The sequence below is a fragment of the Lacrimispora sinapis genome (assembly GCF_043633585.1).
Classification (GTDB): Bacteria; Bacillota; Clostridia; order Lachnospirales; family Lachnospiraceae; genus Lacrimispora; species Lacrimispora sinapis.
The window spans coordinates 2211791-2227480 of sequence record NZ_CP141832.1 but is presented as its reverse complement, the minus strand read 5'-3'; the positions used below and the strand labels follow the sequence as shown (position 1 = coordinate 2227480).

The window sequence follows — 15690 nt, the reverse complement described above, 5'->3', positions numbered from 1 at the left end:
AAAATGGAGAACAATCAGAAACGGTTATACCGCTCAGAAACAGACAAAATGCTTTGCGGGGTATGTGGAGGAATCGGAGAATATTTTAACATAGATGCGACGATCATCCGCCTTCTGTGGGTCCTGTTTGCCTGTTCGGGCACTGGAATTTTAGCATATTTCATCGCGGCACTGATTATTCCGAGACAATAAATATGCATGGATCAAGGCAGAATAGGAAGGAATTGTTATTCTATAAAACTTTTGACGTTTAATTCCATTTTGAGAGGGTATACTCTCACCAGGGTGAATTTTGAAACGAACGGGTTTCAGATACGCCTTAGATTTGAGAAAGGAGATGGAAGAAGATGTCAAAAGGAAAAAAGAATGAACCCTTCGATCCACGCAATATGAAACCGGAGGAAGTACTTAAATTTGAGATAGCTACAGAACTGGGACTTGGAGATAAAGTGGTAAGCGGCGGCTGGCGCAGCCTTACCGCAAAAGAGAGCGGCCGGATCGGCGGCCTCATTACGAAACGAAAAAGAGAACTGAAAAAAGAGGCTTTGGAGAAAGAAGAGGTGTAGGCAAAAAGCAGGAATGTCCTTGCACCATAGGCTAAAATCTTTTATAATGTACATCAAAGAGGATAAAATATGGAAAAACACCAATTAAGAAGCGGATATACCACGGGGACATGTGCGGCTGCTGCGGCCAGGGCCGCCGCTGCCATGCTCCTCACCGGGAATCAATTACAACATATGAAGCTTGTGACACCAAAAGGGACGGAAGCCGATCTGCCCCTTTTTCATGTTGTCATAAAAGACCAGGAAGCCAAGTGTGCCGTACAAAAAGATGCGGGAGATGATCCTGATGTGACGGACAAGGCCCTTGTTTTTGCCGCAGTCCGGCATTTTGACGGTGACGAAGCTGAAGCGCAAAAGACTTGTTACCGCTATGACGGGGGAGACGGGACCGGTCCTTTGTTTTTAACTGCAGGAGAAGGCATCGGCTGGGTGACCAGGCCAGGACTATCCTGTCCGGTAGGCTTGCCGGCCATCAATCCGGTGCCAAGGGCCATGATCTTTGAGAACGTGGAAGAGGCGCGGAGGCAAGCCGGGTTTGAAGGTCCTTTAAAAATCTCCATTTCCATGCCGGAGGGGAAAAAGCTGGCGGAAAAAACCTTTAATTCAAAGCTTGGAATTGAAGGGGGACTGTCGGTTCTTGGAACGACCGGAATCGTGAAACCCATGAGCGAAGATGCACTTACCGCCACCATACGCCTGGAACTGCATATGAAGGCGGTGGCAGGTGACAAGCGTGTTATATTGACCCCCGGCAATTATGGGGAAGCCTTTATTAAAGAGACCCTTTCCCTTTCCATGAGGGAAGGGGTGACCTGCAGCAATTTTATTGGAGAAGCTTTTGAAATGGCAGGAGAAGAGGGCTTTGAACAAATCCTGTTTGCAGGACATATCGGGAAACTGATCAAGGTTGCAGGCGGCGTCTATAACACCCATTCCAAGTACGGCGACCGCCGCATGGAGATTCTATGGGACTGCGTCCGTGCCGTGATAAAAGACTTGGATGAACGGAAGTCTGCTATATTAAGTGCCAATACCATGGAGGAGGCTGCCGGAATACTAAAGGAACATGGCATATTAAAGCCGGTCATGGAAGAGGTCGTACGGAGAATCCGGAAATATACCACGTTATGGAGCGGCGGGAAGCGTGTGGAGGTGGTTACCTTTTCCACGGCAGATGGAATACTTGGAATGAGCCAGGGAGCAGAGGATTTAATCGGTCATTTTGCAAAAGAAACCGTTCCCGCGGAAATTACAGGAGGATGAAACATGGCAGGGATCATGTATGGAATCGGAGTCGGACCGGGTGACCCGGAGCTGATGACGTTAAAAGCAGTCAAAAGAATCAGGCAGATGAATGTGATCGCCATTCCTCATAAGGAGAAAGCGTTATGTACGGCATATCAGATCGCTGTACAAGCAGTGCCGGAGATAGAAGAAAAAGAATGTCTTTATTTACATATGCCTATGACAAAAGACCGGGAGGTCTTAAATAAAAGCCACGATGAAGCGGCAAAGACCGTAATGGAGCATCTGGCGGGGGGAGAGGACGTAGGGTTTCTCACGCTTGGTGATGTGAGCATTTATTCCACCTTTGCCTATTTGGCGGAACGGGTGGAAAAAGAAGGCTTTGAGACCAGGCTGGAAAGCGGTATCCCTTCCTTTTGTGCGGTGGCAGCCAGACTGAATATCCCTCTGGTAACGGGAGGGGAGGAGCTGCACATCATTCCGGCCTCCTATCAGATATCCGATGCATTAAAGCTGCCCGGTGTGAAGGTGCTGATGAAAGCAGGCAGGCAGCTGCAATCTGTAAAGGAAGAGCTCCAAACCGCCGGTCTTCAGGCGGTGATGGTGGAAAACTGCGGAATGCCGGATGAGAGGGTTTATCATTCATTCAAAGAAATTCCGGAAACTGCAGGTTATTATTCATTATTGATTGTGAGGTAGACATGGTACATATGGTAGGAGCAGGTCCGGGAGCACCGGACCTGATTACAATGAGAGGAAAAGAACTGTTATCAAAGGCTGATGTGATTATTTATGCCGGTTCCCTGGTCAATCCGCAGCTGCTTGATTATAAAAAAGAAGAGTGTCTGGTCTATGACAGTGCCAGGATGACGTTGGAAGAAGTGATCTCTGTAATAGAAAAAGCAGAATCGGAACAAAAGATGACGGTAAGGCTTCATACAGGTGATCCCAGTCTTTATGGTGCCATCAGAGAGCAGATGGACCAGCTTGAGGCGAGAGGCATTTCCTATGAGGTATGTCCGGGGGTCAGCTCTTTGAGCGGTGCCGCCTCCGCACTTAAAATGGAATACACCCTTCCTGATGTGAGCCAGAGCGTTGTCATCACCCGCATGGCAGGCAGGACTCCGGTACCGGAGAAAGAATCCATCGCCTCCTTTGCGTCCCATGGTGCCACCATGGTGATTTTCCTGAGCACCGGCATGTTAAAGGCTCTTTCCGAAGAACTGGTCAAAGGCGGGTATCTTCCAGAAACCCCGGCAGCAATCGTTTATAAGGCGACCTGGGAGGAAGAGAAAACCGTTATCTGTACGGTAGGGACTTTAAAGGAAAGTGCTGAGAAGAACAACATCAAAAAGACGGCATTGATCATCGTCGGCAATGCCGTGTCGCAGAATGCTTACCAGCGGTCCAAGCTTTATGACCCGGATTTTACCACAGAGTACCGGAAAGGAACCGGTGAGCCGTCATGAAACTTTCCCTGATCTGTTTTACGGAAGCAGGAGCCAGGCTGTGCCGGAACCTTATGGCCGGGCTTACAAAAGCCGGAGATGAATGTCAGGGATTTGGCCCTGGAGAACAGGGGCTTTTTCCGGTAAATGGTTCTGTCAGGGAGTGGACCAGAGAGCAGTTTTATCAAAAGGAGGGCCTCCTGTTTATCGGAGCTGCAGGAATTGCAGTCCGCGCCATCGCTCCTTTTTTACAGGGAAAGGAAAAAGACCCCGCTGTTGTGGTTTTAGATGATACGGGACGTTTTGCCATCTCTCTTTTATCCGGCCATTTAGGGGGAGCCAATGCGCTTGCCAACCGTGTGGCAGCACTAACCGGGGCACAGGCAGTCATCACCACGGCTACGGATAATCACGGAAAATTTGCGGTTGATCTGTTTGCCAAAGAGCATGGGCTTATAATCACTCAGGTACATAAGATCAAAGTGGTCTCCTCTGCACTTTTAAAAGGGGAAACGGTAGGATTTTTCAGTGATTTCCCCGTAGAAGGACAGCTGCCGGAAGGACTGGCCATGAACCAGCCTGGTACGGCTGATCTTTATATCACCATCAAAGACAGAATAGAAGAAGAGCGAAATAACAGTTTAAAGCTGGTTCCGAAAATTGTGGTTTTGGGGCTTGGGTGCCGGAAGGGAGTTTCTGGTGAGGCAATAAAAGCGGCTGTGGAACAGGTACTGAAGGAATGGAACATAAGCAAAGAAAGTCTGGCTATATGCGCCAGCATTGATATAAAGAAAGAGGAAGCAGGAATCTGTGAATTTGCAGCTTCCCGGAAAATTGACTTCGTTACCTATCCGGCAGAGGTTCTTTGTGGGGCAGAAGGAGAATTTTCAGCTTCCTCTTTTGTAAAACAGATCACAGGTGTTGATAACGTATGCGAACGGGCAGCCGCTGTCTGCGTAAAAGAGTCCGGCGGCGGAACGCTTTTGGTAAAAAAACAGGCAATGAGCGGTGTCACCGTGGCTTTGGCTGTCCGGGATTGGAAGGTAGTTATATGAAAAAAACAGGAAAACTTTATGTGGTAGGAATCGGACCCGGTTCCTACGAGGATATGACCATAAGAGCCGTCAATGCGCTTAAAGACAGTGAACTCATTGTAGGGTATACAGTATACATAGATTTGATCCGGGAGCATTTCCCGGAGAAGGAGATGCTTACCACGCCCATGCGAAAAGAGCGGGAGCGGTGTCAGATGGCGCTTTTGGAGGCCGGAAAAGGAAAGACCGTTTCTATGGTATGCAGCGGAGATTCAGGGGTATACGGTATGAGCGGCCTGATTCTTGAACTGTCAGAAGGCGGTGTGGAGATTGAGATCATTCCGGGTGTCACTGCAGCACTGAGCGGAGGAGCACTTCTTGGTGCGCCCCTTGGCCACGATTTTGCGGTCATCAGTTTAAGTGATCTGCTTACGCCGATGGAATTGATAGAAGAAAGGCTGAAGCTGTCATCAAAAGCAGATATGGTCATCTGTCTTTACAATCCCTCCAGCAAAAAAAGAGCGGATTATTTAAAGAGAGCCTGCGAAATTATGCTGGAATACAAAGCCCCTGAGACCGTATGCGGTCTTGCACGCAACGTGGGACGGGAGGGGGAGGCTCTGGCGGTCATGACCCTGGAGACATTGAAGGAGACTTCCGTGGACATGTTCACCACCGTTTATATCGGAAATTCCATGACCAGGGAAATCGGCGGAAAAATGGTAACCCCGCGGGGATACAGACATGAGTAGGATTTTGATTTTCGGAGGGACCACAGAGGGGCGCCTTCTGGCACAGTACTGCCACGAACAGAAGAAAGCTGTCTGGGTCAGCGTTGCTACCGGTTATGGCAAAATGGTTCTCCCGGAAAGCCCCTATCTTTTTATCCATGAAACACCAATGGATGAGGGGGAGATGGAGCAGTTCATCAGCGACAAGGGCATCACGCTTGTGTTTGATGCAACCCATCCATATGCGTCTCTGGTCAGCAAAAATATTGCGGATGCGTGTGAACGGACCGGTGTCAGGCGCATTCGGGTAATCCGGGAGTCTTTGACCGGCAAGGAAGGCGTAAGTGAGGACGGACGGATCGTATGGGTGGAATCGGTGGAGGAGGCAGTTCAATACCTTTGCGGGAAAGCAGGAAACCTTCTTGTAACAACGGGAAGCAAGGAACTGATAAAATTCACGGCCCTGGACTCCTTTGAAGAACGGGTCTATGCCAGAGTTCTCCCCACAGTGTCTGTAATCGCGGCCTGTGAAAAAATCGGAATCAAAGGAAAGCATCTCATCGGCATGCAGGGACCTTTTTCTGTGGAAATGAATGAAGCCATGATCCGTCAGTTTGAAGTCCGTTATTTGGTGACAAAGGAATCAGGGAATGCCGGAGGCTTTTTAGAAAAGATGAAAGCGGCTGCGGAATGCGGGATCACGGCAGTCGTTGTAGGACGGCCCTCAGACGAGACCGGAATGACCGCGGAGGAAGCAAAAAAGGTGTTGGCAGAATCCGAATCCGATAGGATAGAACCAGCTTCCATAGCCCCTGTTTCAGCAGCATCACACAAGCGGAAGGTCACTTTGATCGGAACCGGAATGGGAGGCCCGGAGCAGATGACGGGACAGGCACAAAAGGTCTTAAAATCCTGTGATGTGGTTTTTGGAGCGGAGCGGATGCTTGAAAATGCCGGAGAGATTCTCAAGGATAAAAAGAAACTCCCCTGGTATTTAAGCAAAGATATCCTGCCCTGGCTGGAGGCGCATAAGGAGTTTAAAACCATTGGAATTCTGTATTCCGGCGACACCGGTTTTTACAGCGGCGCCAAAAAGATGGTGGAGTCCTTTCAAAAGGAGCCATACGGACAAAGGTATGAAACAGAAGTACTCCCCGGAATCTCTTCCGTATCCTATTTGTGTTCCAGACTGAAAACCGGCTGGGAGGATGTTCTTCTTTTCAGCCTTCATGGAAGAGAGGGAGACATTGCAGAGGCGTTCAAGCGTTCTGACAGGGTCTTTGCTCTCCTTGACGGAACCAATACGGTAAATCATATCTGCGGCCGTTTGATAGAAGCGGGCTATGCGGATGTGAAGCTGTCCGTGGGAGAACGGCTGTCCTATTCGGATGAACGGATAACCACCGGAACGCCTAAGACTTTGAGAGATCAGAAGTTTGACGTTTTGTCGGCAGTATTGATTGAGAGGTAATGTATGAGAGATGAACTGTTTATCAGAGGAACGGTACCCATGACCAAAAGCGAAGTGCGTGCGGTTTCAATTTCCAAGCTGGAGCTGGGTCCGGACTCTGTTTTGTATGATGTTGGAGCGGGAACCGGCTCTGTCTCCGTGGAGGCATCCTTTTTGGTCCCCTCCGGCCAGGTATATGCCATAGAAAAAAAGCCGGAAGCCGTTGCCTTGATTCAGGCCAATAAAGAAAAATTTTCTGCAAACCGTCTTTGGGTTGTAGAAGGAACCGCCCCGGAGGTCCTTGTGGGATTAGAGGCGCCTACCCATGTATTTCTTGGCGGAACCTCCGGAGCCATGGAAGAGGTACTGAACCTGGTTATGGAGAAAAATCCGAAGGTACGGGTGGTGATTAATGTGCTGGCACTGGAATCCATAGCGGACGTGATCCGCTGGCTGAAAAAACATTCCATTTCTGCGGAAATCGTTCAGGTTCAGATATCGAAAGGAAAAGCGGCCGGCAATTACCATCTGATGATGGGCCAGAATCCGGTGTATGTCATTTCCTTTGGGGGAGAAGGAGGAAAATGTCTTGAGTAGTGCTTATAAAAGACTTTTGCTGGCGGCTCCGAAAAGCGGAAGCGGTAAGACTATGATCACCTGCGGGCTGCTGACCGCACTTTTAAACCGGAACATCACCTGCCGTTCCTTTAAATGCGGCCCGGATTTTATTGATCCTATGTTTCACAAACACGTGCTTGGCATTGACGGAGGCAATCTGGATTCCTATTTCCTGGAAGCGGAAAAGGTAAAGCACCAGTTTATGGATCTGGCCAGAGAGGCGGAGCTTTCCGTCATTGAAGGAGTCATGGGATATTACGACGGAGTGGGAGGAAATACCACGAAGGCCAGTTCCTATGAGGTGGCTTGTGCGGTGGATGCTCCTGTCGTGTTGCTCCTGGATTGCAGGGGTGCCAGTCTTTCCCTTGCGGCAGTGGTCAAAGGGTTTTTGGAGTATAAGGAGAACAGCCATATAAAGGGAGTGATCCTGAACCGCACCTCGGAGGCGATGGCAAAGCGTCTGGAACCGGAGATAGAAGCTCTGGGAGTACGGGTCTACGGATATTTGCCGGAATGCGAAGAAGGACGGTTTGACAGCCGTCATCTGGGACTGGTGCTTCCTGGAGAGTTAGAGGGGTTAAAGGAACAGCTTCAACGTTTGGCTAAGACCATGGAAACGACCATTGATATGGATGGACTTCTGGCTCTGGCCGGACAGGCCCCTCCCCTGTCCCCCCCTGATTCCAAAGAATCCGGATTTTCAGACCTGATACCGGAAGACGGAGAAAAGAAGGTATCCATTGGAATCGCAAAGGATGAAGCTTTCTGCTTTTACTATCAGGAAAATCTAAAGCTTCTGGAAGAAATGGGAGCAAGGCTGGTTCCGTTTAGCCCCCTGCATGATCAAACACTCCCTAAGGGGCTGTCAGGACTAATCTTTGGGGGAGGATATCCCGAACTGTATGCGAAAGAACTTTCTGAAAACACCACCATGCTTCTGGATATTAAAAATGCGTATCACCATTTGATCCCCATATTGGCAGAGTGCGGGGGCTTTATGTATCTTCACGAAGAATTGGAGACAAGTGACCATATTCTCTATCCCTTGGCCGGAATAATAAAAGGCAAGACATTTCCCACAAAACGTCTGTCAAGGTTTGGTTACATAGAGACCTTTGCAAAAGAAGACACTTCCTTTTTAAAAAAGGGGGAATCCGTAAAAGGCCATGAATTTCATTATTGGGACAGTGAAAATAATGGTGACAGCTTAAAGGCGGTAAAGCCCGGACAGCAAAGGAGCTGGGATTGTGTTCATGGCGAAGGCAGCCTGTTTGCGGGATTTCCTCATTTTTATTATCCTTCCAATCCTTTATTGCCGAAAAGATTTATAGAAGCTTGTAAAAAGTGTCAAATGGAAAAAAGGAGGAAGCTGAAAAGTCCCTTTCCGGAAAGGATTTACCCCATGATTAAAGAATTGGAAAAATACTTCCTGCAGATTCGTCCATTGGATGAGCAAGCTATGGAAAAGTCCCGTGTGCGCTGGAGCCATGTGGCAAAGCCCTTAAACAGTCTGGGAGCATTGGAAAAAGACATTATAAAGATGGCTGGCATATGCAGGACCTCCAATGTAACCATAGGAAAACGGGCCCTTGTCATTATGTGCGGGGATAACGGCGTGGTGGAAGAAGGAGTTACACAGACTGGAATGGAAGTGACCGCAGTTGTAACTGAAAATATGACCGATGGAAACAGCAGCGTCTGCATTATGGCTGAAAGAGCCGGAGTGGATGTATTTCCCGTGGATATCGGTGTTGCCAGAGAGTTAAGATCCGGTGAGCGTTATCCTCTTCTCAGAAAAAAGATTGCTTACGGAACAAGAAATTTCCTCAGAGAACCAGCGATGACAAGAGAAGAGACCATCCGCGCCATAGAAACCGGGATTTCGATTGTGGAACATCTTGCATCAGAGGGGTATGGCCTAATTGCCACCGGAGAAATGGGAATCGGTAATACGACCACCAGCAGTGCCGTTACTTCCATGCTTCTGAAAAAAGATCCGGAACTCCTGACCGGCAGAGGCGCCGGATTAAGCGATGAAGGGTTAAACAGAAAATTAAAGGTCATTAAGGAAGCCGTAAAAGCCTATGAACCTTTGTGCCAGGATGGGGTGGATATTCTTTCAAAGGTAGGAGGACTGGATTTAGCCGGACTTACAGGAATCTTCTTAGGCGGCGCCGTTTACCGGGTTCCCATACTGGTGGATGGGTTTATTTCTGCCGCCGCCGCATTGGCCGCAGAACGGATTCATCCGGGATGCAGACAATTTATGCTGGCTTCCCATGTTTCTGCGGAACCGGCGGGCAGAATGCTGCTTGATGAACTGGGACTTGTTCCTCTGATCCAGGCAGGACTGTGCCTTGGGGAGGGGAGCGGCGCTGTTGCGGCAGTCCCTCTTCTTGACATGGCGGCTGACATTTATCAGAAAATGAGTTCCTTTGAAGAGATACAGATTGAAGAGTACAAACCAATGGGGGGTGCATAATGGTTACACTGGTGATCGGCGGAAGCGGAAGCGGAAAATCAGAATATGCGGAGGGCCTGATCTTGAGCCGGGGAAAAGGAAAACGGATTTATATTGCGACCATGAAACCCTGGGATGAGGAATGTGAAATGCGGATTCTCCGGCACAGGCAGATGAGAGCAGATAAAGAGTTTGACACGGTGGAATGTTACAGGAATCTAAAACATCTGGATTTCCAAGACCACGGAGCCTTCTCGGACGTTCTTTTGGAATGTATGTCCAATCTGGTGTCCAACGAACTTTTTGGCCTGGGGGAGAAGGGGGAGAAACTGCTTTCCCCAAAAGAGACCGTGGATGAAGTGATGGCCGGAGTCATAAGACTGAAAGAACAGGCGGAAAATATCATAATCGTCACCAACGAAGTCTTTTCCGACGGAGATCACTACAGCCGACAGACCAATCAGTACAGGGAGGTTCTGGGGAAAATCAACCGGCAAGTCGCCTGTATAGCAGATGAAGTCATTGAGGTGACCGCAGGAATCCCCATATTCCTCAAAGGAATCAATTGAAAAAAATCCTCATATATGGTATTCTTAAAATAGCAGTATCCTGACACCAAAAACCATGTTTAAGGCAGAAGGTTCGGCATTTGAGGAATGAATTTATCTGCCGTACCTTTTTTGGTGCGGTTTTTCTTTTGCATACAATCACAGTTAAAACAGAAGAAATGGAGGAACAGGTATGGAAACGAGAATTGCAGTCATTGGAATTGTGGTGGAAGAAGAGAAGTCGGTAGAATTGCTCAATGATATCCTTCATGATTACCGGCAAGCGATCATCGGGCGAATGGGAATTCCATATCCAAAGAAGGGTGTTTGCATCATAAGTATTGCGGTAGATGCGCCCCAGACCACCATTTCCGCACTGACAGGAAAAATTGGGAAACTGAAAGGAATCAGTTCCAAAACTGCATACCAGGGAGTCCATGTATAAGGGCTATGGAATAAACCGATGTTTCAAAGGGCGCAGGCCCTATGAAATAATATACCACTGACGGAGAAGCAGATGCTGACCCAAAAGAAAGGAAGTAACACTATGTATGATCCAAAGTCGCTGAAGGCGGAAGAATTTATTTCACACGAGGAAATTCTTGAAACACTGGAATATGCGGAAAAGAACAAAAACAACGAGGAACTTATTGACCAGATCATTGAAAAGGCAAGAACCTTAAAGGGCCTGACCCATCGGGAGGCTTCCGTGCTCCTGGCATGTGAGAACCCGGAGAAGCTTCAGCAGGTTTATGATCTGGCGGAACAGATCAAGAAAGATTTTTACGGAAACAGGATTGTTATGTTTGCCCCACTCTATCTGTCCAATTATTGTGTCAATGGCTGTACTTACTGTCCTTATCATATGAAAAATAAGCACATCGCCAGAAAGAAGCTGACCCAGGAGGAAGTCAAAAGAGAAGTCATTGCCCTCCAGGATATGGGACATAAGAGACTGGCCATTGAAGCAGGAGAAGATCCTGTCAACAATCCTCTGGAATACATTCTGGAATGCATCAGGACCATCTATTCCATTAAACATAAAAACGGAGAAATCCGGAGAGTAAACGTTAATATTGCAGCAACTACAGTTGAAAATTACAGAAAACTGAAAGAGGCCGGCATCGGAACCTACATACTGTTCCAGGAGACTTATCACAAGGAAAGCTACGAGGAACTTCATCCAACAGGACCCAAGCATGATTATGCATACCATACCGAAGCCATGGACCGCGCCATGGAAGGCGGCATTGATGATGTGGGTCTTGGCGTGCTTTTCGGCCTGGAGCGTTATAAATATGAATTTGCGGGACTTTTGATGCATGCGGAGCATTTGGAGGCAGTTCATGGAGTAGGTCCTCATACCATCAGCGTTCCCCGCATTAAGGCAGCGGATGACATTGATCCATCTAAATTTACCAATGGAATCAATGACGAAGTATTTGCCAAGCTCTGTGCCCTGATCCGGGTTTCTGTTCCATACACCGGCATGATCGTATCCACCCGCGAAAGCCAGAAGGTAAGAGAAAAAGTCATTCGTCTTGGAGTCTCCCAGGTCAGCGGCGGTTCAAGAACCAGCGTCGGCGGATATGAGGAGGAGGAGCGTCCTACGGATACCGAGCAGTTTGACGTGTCCGACCAGCGATCTCTTGATGAAGTGGTACGCTGGCTGATGGAACTTGGCTATATCCCGTCATTTTGTACGGCGTGCTACCGGGAAGGAAGAACCGGAGACCGTTTCATGAGTCTTTTAAAGAGCGGTCAGATCCATAACTGCTGTCAGCCCAATGCGCTTATGACGCTGAAGGAATATTTGATGGATTACGCTTCCGAGGAAACGGTAAAAATCGGGGAAGCGCTGATTGACGCAGAGTTGAACCGCATTCCCAAGGAAAATGTGCGGCTGATCTGTGAAGATCATTTAAAGAAGATTGAAGAAGGAATCAGAGATTTCCGTTTCTGACACTTAGACTGATGAAATGAGGTAATATGTATGGGAATGAACGAAACACCATCCTCCGAACGGGTACATATCGGCTTCTTCGGGCGGCGCAATGCGGGGAAATCCAGTGTGGTCAATGCGGTGACAGGCCAGGAGCTTTCCGTTGTATCCGATGTAAAAGGAACTACCACTGATCCGGTTTATAAGTCCATGGAGCTGCTTCCCATGGGGCCCGTCGTGATCATAGATACCCCCGGCTTTGATGATGAAGGCACGTTAGGGGAAATGAGAGTAAGAAAGACAAAGCAGATATTAAACCGGGCAGACTGTGCGGTTTTGGTGGTTGACGCAACCGTGGGCAAAACAGAGGCGGATAAAGAACTAATTCGCCTTTTTGAAGAAAAGAAAATTCCTTATGTAGTGGCTTACAATAAATGCGATTTAATTGGCAGACAGGATTATCCGGACGGACTTTCCGTCAGCGCGGCAGATGGATCATTCATCCACGAATTAAAGGAACGGATCGGAAAACTTGTAAATACCGGTGATACAAAGCTGAGGATAGTGGGAGATTTATTAAAACCCCTGGATTTGGTGGTGCTTGTGATCCCCATTGACAAAGCGGCTCCAAAGGGACGGCTCATACTGCCCCAGCAGCAGACCATTCGTGACATCCTGGAAGCAGGCGGGGTAGCCATTTCCGTCCGTGATACGGAGTTAAAGGAGACCTTGGCACGGCTTGGAACGAAACCTGCGCTTGTCATTACGGACAGCCAGGCATTTGAACAGGTAAACATGGATACACCCGATGACATTCTTCTCACCTCCTTTTCCATACTTATGGCCCGGTACAAAGGATTTTTAGAGGATGCCATCAAGGGGGTAGCGGCGATCTCCAAACTGAAAGACGGAGATAAGATTCTTATTTCCGAAGGCTGTACCCATCACAGACAGTGCGACGATATCGGAACGGTGAAACTTCCCAGATGGCTTAAGGAGTATACAAAGAAAGATCTTGTGGTGGAAACTACCTCCGGACGGGAATTTCCGGACGAGCTTTCCTCTTACCGCCTGATTATCCACTGCGGCGGCTGTATGCTCAATGAAAGAGAGATGGAATACCGCAGAAAATGTGCGGCGGATGCAGGCATCCCATTTACCAATTATGGAACTGCCATCGCTTTTATGAAAGGGATTTTAAAGAGAAGCCTTATGGTGCTTCCTGATTTAAACAACATGATCCCATAGCTGTAACATGCTGCAGCTGTAGTTTTGGATCGACAATAAAGACAAGGCCGGTATCCTTTCTCGGGATGCGGGTCTTTGTTTTTTGAATGGAAATGACATTTTCTGCCGATTGTGATATGATATTTGAAAAGTGCTGTTTTATGGCAGAAAAAAAACAGGGAGAAGACAATGAAAGATCCGAAACATGATGAATCAACAGGGAAAATAGATTTGCCGGGAAGCTTTGTGATTGCGTTCTCCATGTATTCCCGCATCCCCATGCCCCAGGTAGAATGGACAAAGGAGCGGATGAAATACGCCATGTGCTTTTTCCCTCTGATCGGTGCCGTCATCGGACTTTTGCAGATGGCTGTCCGTTTGTTCAGTGTTGGGCTGGGGTTTCCATTTTTTGGACAGCTCTTTCCGGTGGTCCTTCCGATTCTTATTACGGGAGGAATCCATATGGACGGACTTCTCGATGTGATCGACGCAAGGTCCTCTCACATGGAAACAGAAAAGAAACTGGAGATATTAAAGGACCCCCATACAGGTGCCTTTGCCATAATCGGCTGCGGTGTTTACCTTCTCCTTTATGTGACGGCCTTTTGGGAACTGAAGCCGGGGATGCTTCCGGCCTATTGTATGATATTTATACTGACCCGGGCGCTGAGCGGTCTGGCCGTAGTCACCTTTCCCAAGGCAAAGAAAAGCGGACTTGCTGCCTCCTTTTCCAATGCTTCCCATAAGCGCACCGTTGGAGTGGTTATGCTGATGTATGCATTTGCGGCGGTGATGCTGATCTGGTATCTGGGCGGATTTCTTGCAGCAGGGGTCAGCTTTTTGGTCTCTGCTCTTGTATACGGATATTATTACATCATGGCAAAACGGGAATTTGGAGGAATTACAGGTGATCTTGCCGGTTATTTCCTTCAGCTCTGTGAACTGGCCCTGGTGGCTGGCCTGGCGGGGGTATCCCATTTTGTATAGTACATGATAGAAAGGAGTTCCTATGATTCTGATTATTGGCGGAGCCTGGCAGGGGAAACTGGCCTTTGCAAAAGAACTGGCTGAAAAAGCCGGGATTCAGACAGCGCAGGTAGCACAAGGACGGACAGACCGTTTTGACGCTGCCTTAAAAAGGCCCATCATTCATGATTTTCATGAATATATCAGGCGGATTTTAAAAGAGGGGAAAAGTGTGGAAGAATTTATTGCTTCCATAGAAAAGGAAAATAAAGATGCAATCATCATCTCCAATGAACTGGGCTGCGGGATTGTTCCCATGGAGCCGAAAGACCGGGAGTGGAGAGAAGTGTCTGGGAGGTCGGCCGTCTTACTGGCGAAGAAAGCAGAAGAAGTTTACCGACTGGTCTGCGGCATTGCTTCCCGCATCAAATAGAATACATAAGGAATGGATCAATGATACGACTACATTTATTAGCAGTCCTTACCGGCTGTTTCCTGGATTTTTGCCTGGGAGATCCCAGGTGGCTTTGGCATCCCGTCTGCGGAATCGGGAACCTGATCAGCCGCTTAGAGAAGATTTTGAGAAAATGGTTTCCAAAAGGGGAGAAGGGGGAACTGGCAGCCGGCAGGTGGCTGGTGGTTTTCGTGCTTCTCCTTACAGGAATTATATCGGGAACGGTCATGGCAGTTGGGTGGATCATTTCTCCTTACGCAGGTTTTCTCGTAGAAAGTCTTATGTGCGGTCAGATGATGGCATGGAGGTCACTGCGTATGGAAAGCATGAAGGTATTTCATGGATTTGAAAAAAACGATGTGGAGGAGGCCAGACAGGCAGTATCCATGATCGTAGGCCGGGATACCCAGTCACTGACCGATACGGGAATCGCCAAAGCGGCCATTGAAACCGTGGCGGAGAATACGTCAGATGGGATCATTGCTCCTTTGCTTTCCATGATTTTTTTCGGTGGAATGGGAATTTATCTTTATAAAGCAGTCAATACCATGGATTCCATGGTGGGCTATAAAAATGACCGGTACTTATGGTTTGGACGGGCGGCGGCCAGGCTTGATGATCTTTGCAATTTCATTCCAGCCAGGATTTCTGCCGGACTTATGATCTTGGCCGGATATGTATGCCAGTTTTTTTATGGATTTACAAAAGGCAGTCAGAATCCATACAGCGGAGCCATGGGCATAAAGATATTTCAAAGAGACCATTTTAATCATAAAAGCCCCAATTCCGCCCAGACAGAGGCGGTTTGTGCAGGCGTATTGCAGATCCAGCTTGCCGGAGATGCCTTTTACTTTGGAAAGCGGTATGAAAAACCTACCATAGGAGATCCTGTAAGGCCCGTAGCATATGAAGATATCCGAAGGGCCAATACGTTGATGTCGGTCACCTATATTCTGGCTTTGATCCCGGTAGTCATACTGTTCTTTTTTACCGCTTAAAG

17 protein-coding genes are annotated in these 15690 nt (G+C 48.2%); all 17 read left to right on the top strand.

Translation table 11 applies throughout. The features are described 5' to 3' along the window. The first annotated feature begins 3 nt into the window (after positions 1 to 3). The 17 genes from VIG27_RS10380 to cbiB all read left to right on the top strand — a co-directional run bounded on the left by VIG27_RS10380 (position 4) and on the right by cbiB (position 15688). The gene (locus VIG27_RS10380; RefSeq protein ID WP_394522433.1) at positions 4 to 192 is read left to right on the top strand and encodes a PspC domain-containing protein; all 189 of its coding nucleotides are present in this window, start codon (positions 4 to 6) and stop codon (positions 190 to 192) included. A gap of 155 nt (positions 193 to 347) precedes the next feature. Beyond that, on the top strand, positions 348 to 566 hold the full coding sequence (locus tag VIG27_RS10375) for a small, acid-soluble spore protein, alpha/beta type (RefSeq protein ID WP_394522432.1): 219 nt from the start codon (positions 348 to 350) through the stop codon (positions 564 to 566). Positions 567 to 635: 69 nt separating this feature from the next. Continuing rightward, a complete protein-coding gene (gene cbiD, locus VIG27_RS10370; protein WP_394522431.1) occupies positions 636 to 1829 on the top strand; it encodes a cobalt-precorrin-5B (C(1))-methyltransferase CbiD in 1194 nt (397 codons plus the stop codon). Between the two features lie 3 nt (positions 1830 to 1832). Continuing rightward, positions 1833 to 2510, top strand: a complete 678-nt coding sequence (gene cobI / locus VIG27_RS10365; RefSeq protein ID WP_394522430.1) for a precorrin-2 C(20)-methyltransferase — start codon at positions 1833 to 1835, stop codon at positions 2508 to 2510. A 2-nt stretch (positions 2511 to 2512) separates the two neighbouring features. Then, positions 2513 to 3280, top strand: coding sequence for a precorrin-4 C(11)-methyltransferase (gene cobM / locus VIG27_RS10360; protein WP_394522429.1), 768 nt, complete (start codon positions 2513 to 2515; stop codon positions 3278 to 3280). Further along, the gene (locus VIG27_RS10355; protein WP_394522428.1) at positions 3277 to 4314 is read left to right on the top strand and encodes a cobalt-precorrin 5A hydrolase; all 1038 of its coding nucleotides are present in this window, start codon (positions 3277 to 3279) and stop codon (positions 4312 to 4314) included. The genes cobM and VIG27_RS10355 overlap by 4 nt, the downstream gene beginning before the upstream one ends. Then, positions 4311 to 5045: a precorrin-3B C(17)-methyltransferase gene (gene cobJ, locus VIG27_RS10350; protein ID WP_394522427.1), complete on the top strand. Its 735-nt coding sequence runs from the start codon at positions 4311 to 4313 to the stop codon at positions 5043 to 5045. The genes VIG27_RS10355 and cobJ overlap by 4 nt, the downstream gene beginning before the upstream one ends. After that, positions 5038 to 6495, top strand: a complete 1458-nt coding sequence (cobK, locus tag VIG27_RS10345; protein WP_394522425.1) for a precorrin-6A reductase — start codon at positions 5038 to 5040, stop codon at positions 6493 to 6495. The genes cobJ and cobK overlap by 8 nt, the downstream gene beginning before the upstream one ends. 3 nt (positions 6496 to 6498) lie before the next feature. Continuing rightward, positions 6499 to 7071 (top strand): precorrin-6Y C5,15-methyltransferase (decarboxylating) subunit CbiT, encoded by a 573-nt coding sequence (gene cbiT, locus VIG27_RS10340; protein WP_394522424.1) that lies wholly within the window; start codon positions 6499 to 6501, stop codon positions 7069 to 7071. Next, a complete protein-coding gene (locus VIG27_RS10335; RefSeq protein ID WP_394522423.1) occupies positions 7064 to 9574 on the top strand; it encodes a cobyrinate a,c-diamide synthase in 2511 nt (836 codons plus the stop codon). Before cbiT ends, VIG27_RS10335 begins: the two co-directional genes overlap by 8 nt. Then, positions 9574 to 10122, top strand: coding sequence for a bifunctional adenosylcobinamide kinase/adenosylcobinamide-phosphate guanylyltransferase (locus VIG27_RS10330; protein WP_394522422.1), 549 nt, complete (start codon positions 9574 to 9576; stop codon positions 10120 to 10122). The genes VIG27_RS10335 and VIG27_RS10330 overlap by 1 nt, the downstream gene beginning before the upstream one ends. A 172-nt stretch (positions 10123 to 10294) precedes the next feature. Continuing rightward, positions 10295 to 10546 carry a TM1266 family iron-only hydrogenase system putative regulator gene (locus tag VIG27_RS10325; RefSeq protein ID WP_394522421.1) on the top strand — a complete coding sequence of 84 codons (252 nt, stop codon included), beginning with the start codon at positions 10295 to 10297 and terminating at the stop codon, positions 10544 to 10546. A gap of 102 nt (positions 10547 to 10648) precedes the next feature. After that, a complete protein-coding gene (hydG, locus tag VIG27_RS10320) occupies positions 10649 to 12064 on the top strand; it encodes a [FeFe] hydrogenase H-cluster radical SAM maturase HydG (RefSeq protein ID WP_394522420.1) in 1416 nt (471 codons plus the stop codon). Positions 12065 to 12094: 30 nt separating this feature from the next. Beyond that, positions 12095 to 13291, top strand: a complete 1197-nt coding sequence (hydF, locus tag VIG27_RS10315; RefSeq protein ID WP_394522419.1) for a [FeFe] hydrogenase H-cluster maturation GTPase HydF — start codon at positions 12095 to 12097, stop codon at positions 13289 to 13291. 204 nt (positions 13292 to 13495) lie between these two features. Continuing rightward, a complete protein-coding gene (locus tag VIG27_RS10310) occupies positions 13496 to 14257 on the top strand; it encodes an adenosylcobinamide-GDP ribazoletransferase (RefSeq protein WP_394527491.1) in 762 nt (253 codons plus the stop codon). A gap of 22 nt (positions 14258 to 14279) precedes the next feature. Beyond that, positions 14280 to 14669: a bifunctional adenosylcobinamide kinase/adenosylcobinamide-phosphate guanylyltransferase gene (locus VIG27_RS10305; RefSeq protein WP_394522418.1), complete on the top strand. Its 390-nt coding sequence runs from the start codon at positions 14280 to 14282 to the stop codon at positions 14667 to 14669. A gap of 20 nt (positions 14670 to 14689) precedes the next feature. Then, positions 14690 to 15688 (top strand): adenosylcobinamide-phosphate synthase CbiB, encoded by a 999-nt coding sequence (gene cbiB / locus VIG27_RS10300; protein ID WP_394522416.1) that lies wholly within the window; start codon positions 14690 to 14692, stop codon positions 15686 to 15688. Positions 15689 to 15690 lie beyond the last annotated feature (2 nt).

Bases quoted from the DNA above. Each gene is read 5' to 3' on its own strand.
- VIG27_RS10380 (WP_394522433.1), top strand. From the start codon at position 4: ATGGAGAACAATCAGAAACGGTTATACCGCTCAGAAACAGACAAAATG.
- VIG27_RS10375 (WP_394522432.1), top strand. From the start codon at position 348: ATGTCAAAAGGAAAAAAGAATGAACCCTTCGATCCACGCAATATGAAA.
- cbiD (WP_394522431.1), top strand. From the start codon at position 636: ATGGAAAAACACCAATTAAGAAGCGGATATACCACGGGGACATGTGCG.
- cobI (WP_394522430.1), top strand. From the start codon at position 1,833: ATGGCAGGGATCATGTATGGAATCGGAGTCGGACCGGGTGACCCGGAG.
- cobM (WP_394522429.1), top strand. From the start codon at position 2,513: ATGGTACATATGGTAGGAGCAGGTCCGGGAGCACCGGACCTGATTACA.
- VIG27_RS10355 (WP_394522428.1), top strand. From the start codon at position 3,277: ATGAAACTTTCCCTGATCTGTTTTACGGAAGCAGGAGCCAGGCTGTGC.
- cobJ (WP_394522427.1), top strand. From the start codon at position 4,311: ATGAAAAAAACAGGAAAACTTTATGTGGTAGGAATCGGACCCGGTTCC.
- cobK (WP_394522425.1), top strand. From the start codon at position 5,038: ATGAGTAGGATTTTGATTTTCGGAGGGACCACAGAGGGGCGCCTTCTG.
- cbiT (WP_394522424.1), top strand. From the start codon at position 6,499: ATGAGAGATGAACTGTTTATCAGAGGAACGGTACCCATGACCAAAAGC.
- VIG27_RS10330 (WP_394522422.1), top strand. From the start codon at position 9,574: ATGGTTACACTGGTGATCGGCGGAAGCGGAAGCGGAAAATCAGAATAT.
- VIG27_RS10325 (WP_394522421.1), top strand. From the start codon at position 10,295: ATGGAAACGAGAATTGCAGTCATTGGAATTGTGGTGGAAGAAGAGAAG.
- hydG (WP_394522420.1), top strand. From the start codon at position 10,649: ATGTATGATCCAAAGTCGCTGAAGGCGGAAGAATTTATTTCACACGAG.
- hydF (WP_394522419.1), top strand. From the start codon at position 12,095: ATGGGAATGAACGAAACACCATCCTCCGAACGGGTACATATCGGCTTC.
- VIG27_RS10305 (WP_394522418.1), top strand. From the start codon at position 14,280: ATGATTCTGATTATTGGCGGAGCCTGGCAGGGGAAACTGGCCTTTGCA.
- cbiB (WP_394522416.1), top strand. From the start codon at position 14,690: ATGATACGACTACATTTATTAGCAGTCCTTACCGGCTGTTTCCTGGAT.